Raw genomic sequence first — 11,527 nt, forward strand, 5'->3', positions numbered from 1 at the left:
AACTGTAGCACAGACGAGCGACTAAGACTTGCGACAAAACCTGTCTGTTGACCGTCCTGGGGCAAGCCTGTGCAAGTTCAAAGCGGTTGCGGCCCCGTTGCAACGGGATCCAAACCCTCTTGGCCTTTGAGCTGCGGGTGGATCCGCCGCCGGCAGGCCAATCGGAGCTGGTGGATCTGGATGGCAACGCGGCGGTTCAGCTCTAGTTTGGGGATCCCACCGAACATCTGCGCGTCCAAACTCAGGCCACGGTGCTCACCCTGCGGGAGAATCCCTTTGACTATCTGCTCTGCGATTGGGCTACCCATCTTCCGATTGACTATCCCAGCACGCTGGCAGCTCAATTGCAGCCTTATCGGACGGCGCAGGCGGATGCTGGCATCCAAAGCCTGGCCTGGGAGCTGTGGGATCAGGTGCAGGGGGAGACGACGGCTTTTTTGCCGGCGCTCAACCAACGCATCTACTCCGAGTGCCGTCACATCCTGCGGGAAAAGGGGGATCCCTCGCCCGCCGGCTTGACCTGGCAGCGCAAAACCGGCTCCTGCCGTGACCTGACGCTGGTGTTGATGGAGGCCTGTCGGGCAGTAGGTCTGGCGGCAGGATTTGTCAGCAGCTACCAGGTCGGCCCGCCGTTGCAAGAGAACCTGGAACTCCAGGGCACAACCGGCAAAGAGCCCGCAGAGCCTGTCCGCCGCCACCTGCACGCCTGGGCAGAGGTGTATCTGCCGGGGGCCGGTTGGCGGGGGTTCGATCCCACCCAAGGGCTAGCCGTGGCCGATGGCCATGTGGCTTTGGCGGCCAGTGCCTACCCCAAAGATGCCGGCCCCATCTACGGCCACTGGCTGGGCAGAGGCGTTCACAGCAAGATGGACTACACCATTCACATCGAGGCGGAATCCGCCCTGCAGAGCCAAGCCCAACTGAGCCCCATATCCTAGCGGGATCCTTTGAGAACCCTGTCAGCGTCTCTCCTGCCGTGATATTCTGCTAGCTTCTAGTTCTAACCGAGCCCTCTCTTGAAAACCATGGACGAACTCAACACCCTGATCCAGGATCTGCAAGCTGCCTTTAGCGACAGCAGCACGCCGGTGCTCTCGCTATACGCCGACATCAACCCTGCCCGTCCCGAAAATGCTGGCCGCGCCTGGGTGAGACGCATCAAGAATACCCTCAAGGAGCTGCTGGAGAGTGGGGAGAGCAAGCCCGATAACTCCCTCTGCGAGCAAGTCCTTGCTCTAGTGGAGCAGGAGCGCCCTTCGGCCCGCACCCTGGTTCTTTTTGCCAGCCGCAATCCCGCTGGCAAGCCAGTGCTGCGCCGAATCGACCTGCAGGTGGAGCTGCCGGTGGTGGATCTGGCCCATGGGCGGGTGGAGGCCCGCTGGGGGGAACCTTACCTCACGCCCCTTTTCTTTGCCTTTGATGAATACGAGCGGGGTGGGGTGTTGCACCTGTCTGGCAGCAGGTGGCGCTTCTACGAGCTCTTTTTGGGAGAACTGCGAGAGGACACGGAAATCTTTGCCAACATCAGCGCCGAGGAATGACAGGAACTGCAGGAGCTGGCCGGCCGTATTGAAAATGCCGTTGCCGAACGTCGCGCCCGCAGCGGTGGCACCTTCGACAAGCTTTCCCCCAAGGAGCGGGAGGCGGCCAAGGTCAGCCTCTGGATGCACAAGCTCTACCTGCGCCTGGCTTCCGCCCTGGATAAGGCAGTGGATCGCCTGGGCATTGAGCGGCTGGTGCTCATGGGCGAAGCCTGGCAGGTGTCCCACTTTGAGGGCTATCTCAACCGCGGCCTACGCAACCGCATCGTCGCGCGGGTGGGGCACCCCGCCAACCTTCACACACCGACGCCGCAAGACATCCTCGACCGAGTGGTACCCGTCCTGGAGGCCGCTGAGCGCCGAGGAGAGCTGGCTTTGTTGGAGCGGATTCGAGAGCAGCCCGGCGCTTGGGGCTTAGATGCGGTGCTGGACGCCCTCCAGCTAGGCCGGGTGGAAATCCTTGTCCTGCCCTGGAGGCTAGAGGCCACCATCTGGCGCTGCCCAGACGGCTCGGTGGGAGGAACCCCAGAGATGGCCCAGCTCCTCTGCCCAGAGCCGCAACCGGTGGCGCTGCGGGATCAGGTCTGGGTGCTGGCCCGCGATTTCGGCGCTAGGCTGGAGTTTGTCCGCGGCGAGGACGAAGACCGCTTGCTCCACGAGTTTCAAGGAGCAGCCGCGCTGTTGCGCTGGTAGAGGCCGCTCCAACCGGGTCGAGCAGCTCTCTGGCTGGATCCTGAAGCCGCAGTGTAGGCTAACATAGCCTAGCCCACCTCTGAAAAGTTTTCTGAGGGATCCCGTTGACCCAGTCTATTGATCTTCCCACCAGCGTTGATACGTTTTTGCAAGAGCTGGCTGCGATTCAGCAAGTAGGGCCAAAGCGGATAGCCATTCTGGGCAGTCGCCATGTGCCCATCACCCACCAGTACCTCATCGAAACCCTCAGCTACGCTTTGGCCCTTACCGGCAACCGCATTCTCACTTCCGGGGCCATTGGCACCAACCTGGCTGTGATTCGCGGAGCCATGCGGGCGGACATGAAATCCCTGACGGTGATCCTGCCCCAAAGCCTGGAGCGACAGCCGGCAGAGTCGCGGGCCAGCCTGGAGCAGGTGCTGCATCTGGTGGAGCACCCCGAAAATGACCACCTGCCCCTGGCGGAGGCCAGCCGCCTGTGCAACCTAGAGATCGTCAGCAAGTGCCAGCAGTTGATCTGCTTTGTTTTCCACGACAGCGTCACGCTTTTGGAGGCCTGCAGGCACGCTGAGGAGCAACACAAGGTGGTTACGCTCTTCTATTTTGACTGATTGGACTGCAGCTCACTGCTCTCAACCTTTTGCCCCGAGGGTAGCAGTGTAGAAGGCCCCGATAGCTCAACATAGACTGCAGCGCATTCCCGACGTTGGGCGAATGGAATAGGATAAGGCTTTGTATTGAGGCAAATCGTTGGGCAGCCATGATGGGATCCCCGGCATGGAACCCGGAAATTTCTGCAGTCTCGCCGACCTCATCCTCTAATCCGCGGGGATCCGAAAGGGGTGTTTATTTTCGATTCGATGCCCAAGGGATCCATCTGCATTTGCCCGCCACCCTGGCTTGGGAAGAAGTCTGGGACGATTTGGTGTGGCAATTGCGCAGCCGCAAACCCTACTGGGCAGGAGTGGCCCCCCTGACCCTGTGGTGCCAAGAGCGAGAGCTGGACTTGCCCACCCTACAAACTCTGGCCGTCTTGTTGTCGCGGCATCGGTTGTCCTTGTGGCGCGTCCAAACCGGATCCCGAGGGACGGCGATCGCGGCGGCGACCCTAGGCTATTCTGTGGAACAATCTTCCCCCTTGGAGGCGATTCCCCCCGTCTCCCCGGATACTACTCCCCTCTACCTGCGGTCCACGGTGCGGTCGGGGATGTCGGTGCGCCACCGTGGCTCGGTTTTTCTGCTGGGGGATCTCAACCCCGGCGGCGAGATCATTGCCGGCGGCGACATTTGGGTCTGGGGACGGCTGCGAGGGCTGGTGCATGCTGGTGCTGAGGGGGATAGAGGCGCGGTGATCTTGGCCTTACAGTTGGAGCCAACTCAGTTGCGCATTGCCGATCAGGTGGCCCGTCCACCCGAGGGCGGATCCCCTCCCAACACGCCAGAGGTGGTTTACTTGCAGGAGGGTGTCATCTGCATTGCCAGCCTTCAGGATTTTCTGCGGAGGGGGGTATGAGCCGAGTTATCGTCGTCACCTCTGGGAAGGGGGGAGTGGGGAAAACCACCCTAACGGCCAATTTGGGCACTGCCTTGGCGCGCTTGGGTCGCTCGGTGGTGGTGGTGGATGCCGACTTTGGCCTGCGCAACCTGGACTTGTTGCTGGGGCTAGAGAATCGGGTGGTGTACACGGCTTTGGAGGTGATTGCGGGGGAATGCCGCCTTGAACAAGCATTGGTGAAGGACAAGCGCACCCCCAATTTGGCGTTGCTGCCGGCGGCCCAAACCCGCAACAAAACGGCAGTCAGCCCGGATCAGATGCGGCAGTTGATGGAAAAGCTTGCCAGCAGCCATGACTACGTGTTGATCGACTGCCCGGCGGGAATTGAACAAGGGTTTCGCAATGCCATTGCGGGGGCAACGGCAGCCCTGCTAGTAACTACGCCCGAAGTAGCAGCGGTGCGGGATGCAGACCGGGTGGTGGGCTTGTTGGAAGCGGCAGGGATTTCCTCTATCCAGCTAATCGTCAACCGCCTGCGCCCCGATATGGTAACCGCTGGCCAGATGATGGCAGTGGAAGATGTGGTGGAGGTGCTGGCCATCCCCTTGGTGGGTATCATTCCAGAAGACCGGGAGGTGATCGTCTCCACCAACAAAGGGGAGCCCCTAGTCCTCTCGGCCAACCCGACTCAGGCTGCCCAGGCCATCCAGCGCATTGCCCGACGGCTGGAAGGGGAGACGGTGCAATTTCCCAAGTTGGCCAGCTTGGGCGAGTCTTTCTGGGAAAAGGCCAAGCGGTTTTTCAGCCAAAAGGTGCTCTGAATCTCAACGGCTCTTGAGCTCCATCTCAACGGGATCATCCTCTTTGCCTGGAGTCTTTGCTTTCCCTGCTATGCACCTTCAATAAAGCCCATGCTTCTCGATTTCTTGGATCAGCTTTTTTCCCGCCACTCCGGCAACAGCCGCGAGCAAGCCAAGCAGCGCCTGAAACTGATCTTGGCCCACGACCGCGCCGACCTCACCCCGGCAGCCTTGGAAGCGATGCGCCTGGAGATTTTAGGGGTAGTATCTCGCTATGTGGAGCTGGATTCGGAGGGGATGCAGTTTCACTTGGCGGCAGAAGGGGGGACGACGGCCCTGATCGCCAACCTCCCCATTCGCCGTGTCAAGCCCCTGGCGGAGGCCCGCCTCAATTCCTGTGAAGGGGAGAACCCACAACAGGATCCCGGAGCGGCCCCATCCGAGGGCGGCCATTTGAGCTCGCCTTCTCCCTGAGCTACCCTAGACTCAGGGAGCAGTAATTCAAGGTGTTACATAGAGTGTTACATCCGCCTAGGCTGCGTCCGTTCGCCAAGATGCCTTCTCTTTGCTCCCACTTGTGTCTGTCCCGGCCGGGGGTGCCTTGTAGCTGTTTGCAGCCTGCTCATGGTAAACCGTCTGTGGCCCCAATGCTGACCAGGACAAAGTCGCCGGGACGGAGTTCGCGCTAAGGGAGGTTGAGCCTCGGCATGGAAAACTCCTTTGAGCTGACGATCCTGTTTACGCTGGCCTTGGTGGCCGGGATCGCGGCTCAAGTCCTGGCCAATTTTGTTAAAGTGCCCAGCATTGTTTTCCTGCTCCTGTTTGGGGTGCTGCTGGGGCCAGATGGCCTGGGCTGGGTTCGTCCCCAAATCATGGGATCTGGCCTGGAGGCGCTGGTGTCGTTGGCGGTGGCTCTGATCCTGTTTGAGGGGGGGCTGAACCTGCGGCTGCAACGCCTTAACCAGGTCTCCGACAGCTTGCGCAATCTGGTGTTGCTGGGATCCCTTTTGACCTTGGGAGGGGGAGCGCTGGCGGCCCACTATTTGGGGGAGTTTCCCTGGCCCCTGGCCTTTTTGTTTGGATCCCTGGTGGTGGTGACGGGGCCGACGGTGATTAACCCCATCCTGAAGCGGGTGCGGGTCGATTCCGCCGTCAGCACCCTGCTGGAGGGGGAAGGGGTGCTCATCGACCCCGTGGGGGCCATCTTGGCGGTGGTGGTGCTGCAGGTGGTGCTCTCCGGCCACCCCAGTTTCTTGCTGGCCCTAGAGCAGCTATCTAGCCGCTTGGCCATTGGGTCGGCGGTGGGGGCGCTGGGGGGCTGGCTGATGGGATCCTTCCTGCTCTGGTCGCGGCAGTTTTTGACGGAGGAGCTGCGCAACTCGGTGGTGCTGGCGGGGGCGCTGGGGGTGTTTGCCCTGGCCCAGTCGCTGCGCTCCGAGGCGGGTCTAATGGCGGTGGTGATGGCCGGGTTGGTGGTGCGGCAGAAGGCGGCCATTGCCGAGCGGAGCGTGCGCCAGTTTCACGGCCAGTTGGTGGTGATGGCCATCTCGGTGTTGTTTATTCTGCTGACTTCCACCCTCTCGCTCAAGGCGGTATTTGCGCTGGGGTGGGGAGCCTTGGCCACGGTGCTCTGCCTGATGCTGGTGGTGCGTCCTTTGAGCGTGTGGCTGTGTACCTGGCGCAGCGACCTGAATTGGCGGCAGAAGCTGTTTGTGGCCTGGCTGGCCCCCCGCGGCATCGTGGCGGCCTCGGTGGCTTCTTTGTTTGCCATTTTGCTCACCGAGCGGGGCATTACCGGGGGGGATGCCCTCAAGGCGCTGGTGTTTTTGACCATCTCGGTCACGGTGACGGTGCAGGGGCTGACCGCTGCCTGGGTGGCCCGCTGGCTGGGCTTGGATCAGGGGAGTTCTACGGTGATCATCGGCAACCATCCGCTGGTCGGCCAGTTGGCCCAGTTGCTGCGCTCCCTCAACCAGGCGGTGGAGGTGCTGCCGCTGCCGTCGGGATCCCGTCTGCGCGAGCGCACCGCCAATCTTCCCGCCGAGCTCAACGGCCACAAAGCCGGCCATACCTCAGGGACCCACCCCGCCAGCGGCAATGGCAGCTCCAAAGCCCTGCCGGTTCGCGTCAGCGGGACGGAGTCCTCAGAGGAACCTGGCCAGGTGCTGCCCGGATCTTTGCAGGAAGCCGTGCTGAGCGAGTCAGCCTTCTTGAAGGCCGATATCGACCATGCGGAAACTCTGTTGATCCTGACTTTGGATCCGCAGGTGAACTGGGCCATTGCCGAGCTGATGGTGAAGCTTTCGGTTTCTGCCGCCATCTGGACGGTGTTGCTGCCGGAGATGCCCATCTCGGAAGGGATCCGCACCCTGCCGATCCCTTTTTCCCAACTGCAGCGCTGGGCCAGCTACCTGGAGGCCAATCGGGCCGAGCTGCGCTCGATCACCCTGCCCACCCTGGCGGACCTGGGCCTGAAGCCCCCCCAATCCGCCGCGGCCTCGGCTCGGGAGTCGATCGCGGCAGCGCGCTCAGCGCTGCTCAACCCTTTTTCGGCCCAGATGGGGCTAGAGGATCCCACGTTGGAGCGGCTGCGGGATCAGTTCGCCTACCGCATCAAAGCCGATCTCTGCCTGCCTTTGTTGCTGGTGCGTCCGCAGCGTCTGGGAGGCTGGTTTGGGGAGAAGGGCAAGTCGTCCCAGGTCGGTCGGCTGTTCTACCTGCCGGAGCCGGGCATCTGGCGACGCGGAGATTGCATCTACTACCTGGAGCGCACGTCCAGCCCCGTAGAGGCCGTTGCTCCCTCTGCCAGAGAGTTGGATCCCCCAGAATGGGATCCACCCTCAGCCGAGCTACTGCCCCAGTATGTTGAGGGCGTCAAGCTCCACTTCGATCTCTAGGGGTCCCAGGGCAGCCAGCGGCCACTAGGAATGAGGGGACACCCCTGCACCTGCTCAGGCCGACCCAGATAAACCCAGGCAAAGGTGCCGCTCTCCAGTTGCACCCACTGCCGTTCGTATAGCCGCGGGTGGTCTTCCAGCTCATCTAGGCGGGGCAACAGGCCCAAGGGAATGCGGTAGCGCTCGCCGTAGAGCCGGTTGCGGCCAGGAACGGCCATCGGGTAGGGGCCGAGATCGTAGAGGTCAATGTGGTTGAGGCTGTCTGGGCCCAAAAACTCTGCCCCTTGCAGCAGGCTGTGGTACTGGCCGCCCCGCAGCAGGGATCCGTAGACAAAAACCACGGTGGAGGGTTCCATGTAAAGCTACGCAACTTTGACAACCGGGATCAGGGGGATTGGGCCCATTTTTGGCCGATGCGCGGCTCCGAGCCGGCCAGCAGGCGTTCGATGTTGCGGCGATGGGCAGCAATGACATAAACCCCCCCTGCCAAGGCAAACAGCAAATACGGCAGAGGCTGGCCCAGAGCCCACATCAAGAGCGGCGCCGCCACCGCCGCCAGCAGGGAGCTAAACGAGACGATGCGGGTGAGGGCGATCCCCAGCAGCCAGACACCGAAGGTAGCCAGGGCTACCGGCCAAGCCATGGCCAACAGGATCCCCAGGCTGGTGGCCACCGACTTGCCCCCCTTGAAGCCCAGCCAGCAGGAGCGGCTATGGCCGATCACCGCCCCCAGGGCCGCCACGACCACCCACCACGGCGAGCCCAGAGCTGATCCCAGCGCCACCGCTGCCGCTCCCTTGGCAGCGTCCACCAGCAACACCAGCAGCGCCGGCCCCTTGCCCACTGTCCGCAACACGTTGGTTGCCCCCGTTGAGCCGGATCCCGCTTGGCGGAGGTCGATCCCACCCCAGCAACGGCCCACCCAGTAGCCGGTGGGGATGGATCCCAGCAGGTAGCCTCCAAGGGCGGCAAGGAGGGCGGAAAGCCATGCAGGCATAGACACGTCTTGAACGCTCTCTCCTCACTTTGCCACAGGGCTTGGGTTGCCACTGCTGTCGAATCCGGCCAGGTTGACCTCCCAAGCAAGGCGCGGCTGCACAAATTGCAAAAGCTGTTGGCGAATCTGCTCCAGTTGCCGGATGGCCTGGCGGGATCCCTGCGCCCAGAACTGCTGCTGCAGATAGTCAATCAGCCACAGCTGCGCCGGCAAATCGAGAGCAGCCACTGCCCTAGCCACTTCCAGCGCCTGCCGCAGCGAGTGGGGCCAGCGTCTTAGGTCCTGCAGCAGTGACGGCGGAAGGCTTTGCAGGTGCTGCTGGGCGGCCAGCGCCCGTCCAGGGCTGCCTTGGGCTAGGGCAATTAGCTCAGAGCGAGGGATCCCGGGCAGCTCCGGGCAGCCCAAAGCTGTCAACACTTGCTCCATCTCTGCCGAGCTGAGGCGGCGAAACGGCACCATCTGGCAGCGGGACAGCAGCGTCGGTGGCAAAGGGTGGGGAGGGGGGGTAGGCGAGTGGTGGGAGGCGATAAGAACGATGTGGGCCGGCTCAGGCTCCTCCAGGGTTTTCAGCAGGGCATTGGCCGCACTTTCTGTCAGGGTTTCCGCTCCCTCCAGTACAACTAGCGAGCGGCGGGCGTGCATTGGCCTACGGGCACAGAAGCGAACCACTTCCTGCACCTGTTCCAGGCGAATTTGCGGCGGGGAGCGCCGCTGCAGAGCTTGTGCCTCCGGGGCGTCTGCTGCTATCAGGCGGCCCTGGTGGAGATAGGTGGGGCTGACCCAGTGGAGATCGGGATGGGTGCCTGCGAGGAGCCAACGGCAGTTGGAGCACTGGCCGCAAGGGATCCCTGAGCTGGCCTCGCAGAAGAGGGCCTGGGCAAACCAGCGGGCCATCAGGCTCCGTCCCACCCCTTCTGGTCCCAAGAAACAGTAGCTTGAGGTCACCCGCCCCTTTTCCAAGGCCGCCACGAGCAGCCGCGCCGCCAGCTCCTGCCCGACGATGTGCTGGGGGGGCAGAACCGTGACTCCCTCAACCATCTCGGCAGCTCTGGGCTGAAGCATCGGCAAAGTTGCCTAGTCGCAGGCAAAGGTCGGCAAGAGAAATTGCCACAGCCCCTCCTCCACCAAGGGATCCCTCCCTATCTCTGCCCCAGCCTTGTTGTTAGCCGGTGGGATCCAGTCGCATTAAAACTTGGCCAAATTCCACCGGCTGGCCGTTGCTCACCAAAATCTCCCTCACCACGCCCGCCGTTTCAGCTTCTATCTCGTTCATCAGCTTCATGGCTTCGATAATGCAGAGAGTTTGGCCCTTGTTCACCCGTTGGCCAACCTGCACAAAATCCGTTTCTCCAGGGGCAGGAGCGCTGTAGAAGGTGCCCACCATCGGCGCCGTCACCTCCACCCAGTGGCTGGGGGCAGGCTTAGGAGCGCTCTCAGGAGGGGGAGCTTCTGCAGGGGAAGCAGGGGGGGGTTCTGGCGGCGGGGCAGCGGGCGGAGCAGCGGCAGCAGCAGCAAGGCCAGCCGGGATCCCTTTGCGCAGGGTGAGGCGGAAATCCTTGTACTCCAGGATTAGCTCGGTAACGTCGCTCTCCTGCAGAGCGGCCAGCAGAAGGCGAACTTCCTGCCAATTGACAACATCCAAGGGAAGATTACTCCTGATGCATCACCTGTCCACAACGGCAGCCCAGCGGCAAGAAGAGGGGGAGCCATCACTCGCGGCCTATATAGGTGTCGGTGCGAGTATCGACACGCACCCGTTCTCCCACCTTAATAAACAGAGGCACCTGGATCTCAGCGCCGGTCTCCAGCTTGGCGGGCTTGGTTCCCCCTGTTGCCGTATCTCCTCTCACGCCGGGGTCGGTTTCCACCACTTCCAAGACAACGGTGTTGGGCAGCTCCACATCGATCACCTGCCCCTTCCAGCGCAGGATGGCCACCTCCATGTTCTCTTTCAGGTATTTCACGGCAGAGCCGATTTGGGCAGCGCTGAGGGGAGCCTGTTCGTAGGTCTCCATGTCCATGAACACGAAATTGTCCCCTTCTGAATAGAGATACTGCATATTCACTTTTTCAATAGTGGCGGCGGGCAGCATCTCGCCGGCGCGGAAGGTTTTCTCCACAACGTTGCCGGTCTGCATATTTTTGAGCTTGGTGCGCACAAAGGCCGCGCCCTTGCCGGGTTTCACATGCAGAAACTCGATCACCTTGTAGGGAGCGCCATCAATTTCCACAGAGACGCCGGGGCGCAAGTCGTTGCTTGAGATCATGTCAGCACAGGGATCCGTTGCTCAGACTTCCCAATCTTACCCCGGCTGCGGGGCACTCCGATTCAGCTCTCTGAGATCAATGGGCGGCTGACGTCCGTAAAGAGGCAACACCGTCTGCCAGGAAGGGCGCAAGCCTGCTTGGAAGTCGGCGCGGGCCAGTTCCGCCAACGCCAGCACAGGCGCCGGATCCACCCAGTCGGCAGCATCGACGACCAGAGCCTGGGGCCACTGCCGCAGAACCTTCTGCCAAGCCGCTTCTTCCCAGATCTGATCCGCCACTTCGGCAACCCAATGTTCTGGCCCCAGCCGGTACACGCCACCATACTGCTCCCCTCGCTTGGCGTCCATCTGCACCGCCACCGTCAGCGGCTGAGGCGGGGATCCCTGCTCCTGCCACACCTGGCGGGCGAGAACCGCCAAAGTCGAGTAGCCGAACACCGGAATGCGCAACTGCTGGCCCAACAGCCGCGCCACACTTACCCCCAAACGGCTGCCGGTAAAACTCCCCGGCCCCAGAGCGACAGCGATCCCCGCCATCTGCGACCAGTCCTGGCCGGCCAAGAACTCCTTCAGGCAAGGGTGCAACTGCGCCGCCATCTCCCGATCCAGCCACCAACTCCGGCTGCGGCTCTCCCCCAGCTTCTCCTCCAGCGGCAACACGGCCAAGCCCAGAACAGGCGTGGTGGTGTGGATCCCTAAAATCCAGCGGGGAACTGACATGGCCTCTCTCAGGATCAAGCGAGGTAGTTGACAGAACTTAACGGATGATTTAAGGTTAGGTTGTCAATCTTCGCGCTTCCTCAGGGAAGTTTGCCATCATGACCACTGTTATCCAAC

General features: G+C 62.1%; 13 protein-coding genes and 1 pseudogene. 8 read left to right on the top strand and 6 right to left on the bottom strand.

What is annotated here, in order from left to right; translation table 11 throughout:
* The first annotated feature begins 86 nt into the window (after positions 1 to 86).
* The 8 genes and pseudogenes from ACVWXC_RS09300 to ACVWXC_RS09335 all read left to right on the top strand — a co-directional run bounded on the left by ACVWXC_RS09300 (position 87) and on the right by ACVWXC_RS09335 (position 7,426).
* Entirely contained in the window at positions 87 to 206 is a 120-nt protein-coding gene (locus ACVWXC_RS09300; protein WP_228375471.1) for a transglutaminase N-terminal domain-containing protein, read from the top strand.
* A gap of 45 nt (positions 207 to 251) precedes the next feature.
* Positions 252 to 938, top strand: a complete 687-nt coding sequence (locus ACVWXC_RS09305; RefSeq protein WP_228375472.1) for a transglutaminase-like domain-containing protein — start codon at positions 252 to 254, stop codon at positions 936 to 938.
* A gap of 87 nt (positions 939 to 1,025) precedes the next feature.
* Positions 1,026 to 2,234, top strand: a pseudogene (locus ACVWXC_RS09310) (VLRF1 family aeRF1-type release factor).
* Positions 2,235 to 2,338: 104 nt separating this feature from the next.
* On the top strand, positions 2,339 to 2,845 hold the full coding sequence (locus ACVWXC_RS09315; RefSeq protein ID WP_011430125.1) for a hypothetical protein: 507 nt from the start codon (positions 2,339 to 2,341) through the stop codon (positions 2,843 to 2,845).
* Between the two features lie 149 nt (positions 2,846 to 2,994).
* Entirely contained in the window at positions 2,995 to 3,747 is a 753-nt protein-coding gene (gene minC, locus ACVWXC_RS09320) for a septum site-determining protein MinC (protein WP_011430126.1), read from the top strand.
* Positions 3,744 to 4,550, top strand: a complete 807-nt coding sequence (gene minD, locus ACVWXC_RS09325; RefSeq protein WP_457392497.1) for a septum site-determining protein MinD — start codon at positions 3,744 to 3,746, stop codon at positions 4,548 to 4,550. Before minC ends, minD begins: the two co-directional genes overlap by 4 nt.
* A gap of 90 nt (positions 4,551 to 4,640) precedes the next feature.
* Positions 4,641 to 5,003: a cell division topological specificity factor MinE gene (gene minE, locus ACVWXC_RS09330; protein WP_011430128.1), complete on the top strand. Its 363-nt coding sequence runs from the start codon at positions 4,641 to 4,643 to the stop codon at positions 5,001 to 5,003.
* A 233-nt stretch (positions 5,004 to 5,236) separates the two neighbouring features.
* The gene (locus tag ACVWXC_RS09335; protein ID WP_457392493.1) at positions 5,237 to 7,426 is read left to right on the top strand and encodes a cation:proton antiporter; all 2,190 of its coding nucleotides are present in this window, start codon (positions 5,237 to 5,239) and stop codon (positions 7,424 to 7,426) included.
* Here the strand turns inward: ACVWXC_RS09335 and ACVWXC_RS09340 are convergent.
* The 6 genes from ACVWXC_RS09340 to tsaB form a co-directional block, all read right to left on the bottom strand.
* Entirely contained in the window at positions 7,423 to 7,782 is a 360-nt protein-coding gene (locus tag ACVWXC_RS09340; protein WP_041438264.1) for a gamma-glutamylcyclotransferase family protein, read from the bottom strand. The genes ACVWXC_RS09335 and ACVWXC_RS09340 overlap by 4 nt on opposite strands.
* Positions 7,783 to 7,811: 29 nt before the next feature.
* On the bottom strand, positions 7,812 to 8,423 hold the full coding sequence (gene plsY / locus ACVWXC_RS09345; protein WP_011430131.1) for a glycerol-3-phosphate 1-O-acyltransferase PlsY: 612 nt from the start codon (positions 8,421 to 8,423) through the stop codon (positions 7,812 to 7,814).
* Positions 8,424 to 8,447: 24 nt separating this feature from the next.
* Positions 8,448 to 9,485: a DNA polymerase III subunit delta' gene (locus tag ACVWXC_RS09350; RefSeq protein ID WP_457392489.1), complete on the bottom strand. Its 1,038-nt coding sequence runs from the start codon at positions 9,483 to 9,485 to the stop codon at positions 8,448 to 8,450.
* A gap of 100 nt (positions 9,486 to 9,585) precedes the next feature.
* Positions 9,586 to 10,065, bottom strand: coding sequence for an acetyl-CoA carboxylase biotin carboxyl carrier protein (gene accB, locus ACVWXC_RS09355; RefSeq protein WP_011430133.1), 480 nt, complete (start codon positions 10,063 to 10,065; stop codon positions 9,586 to 9,588).
* A 67-nt stretch (positions 10,066 to 10,132) separates the two neighbouring features.
* Positions 10,133 to 10,690 (bottom strand): elongation factor P, encoded by a 558-nt coding sequence (efp, locus tag ACVWXC_RS09360; RefSeq protein ID WP_011430134.1) that lies wholly within the window; start codon positions 10,688 to 10,690, stop codon positions 10,133 to 10,135.
* A 36-nt stretch (positions 10,691 to 10,726) separates the two neighbouring features.
* Positions 10,727 to 11,410, bottom strand: coding sequence for a tRNA (adenosine(37)-N6)-threonylcarbamoyltransferase complex dimerization subunit type 1 TsaB (gene tsaB, locus ACVWXC_RS09365; RefSeq protein ID WP_011430135.1), 684 nt, complete (start codon positions 11,408 to 11,410; stop codon positions 10,727 to 10,729).
* Between the last annotated feature and the right edge of the window lie 117 nt (positions 11,411 to 11,527).

The sequence above is a fragment of the Thermostichus sp. OS-CIW-20 genome (assembly GCF_054061455.1).

Bases quoted from the DNA above. Each gene is read 5' to 3' on its own strand.
- efp (WP_011430134.1), bottom strand. From the start codon at position 10,690: ATGATCTCAAGCAACGACTTGCGCCCCGGCGTCTCTGTGGAAATTGAT.
- tsaB (WP_011430135.1), bottom strand. From the start codon at position 11,410: ATGTCAGTTCCCCGCTGGATTTTAGGGATCCACACCACCACGCCTGTT.
- minE (WP_011430128.1), top strand. From the start codon at position 4,641: ATGCTTCTCGATTTCTTGGATCAGCTTTTTTCCCGCCACTCCGGCAAC.
- plsY (WP_011430131.1), bottom strand. From the start codon at position 8,423: ATGCCTGCATGGCTTTCCGCCCTCCTTGCCGCCCTTGGAGGCTACCTG.
- minD (WP_457392497.1), top strand. From the start codon at position 3,744: ATGAGCCGAGTTATCGTCGTCACCTCTGGGAAGGGGGGAGTGGGGAAA.
- ACVWXC_RS09335 (WP_457392493.1), top strand. From the start codon at position 5,237: ATGGAAAACTCCTTTGAGCTGACGATCCTGTTTACGCTGGCCTTGGTG.
- ACVWXC_RS09340 (WP_041438264.1), bottom strand. From the start codon at position 7,782: ATGGAACCCTCCACCGTGGTTTTTGTCTACGGATCCCTGCTGCGGGGC.
- ACVWXC_RS09350 (WP_457392489.1), bottom strand. From the start codon at position 9,485: ATGCTTCAGCCCAGAGCTGCCGAGATGGTTGAGGGAGTCACGGTTCTG.
- minC (WP_011430126.1), top strand. From the start codon at position 2,995: ATGATGGGATCCCCGGCATGGAACCCGGAAATTTCTGCAGTCTCGCCG.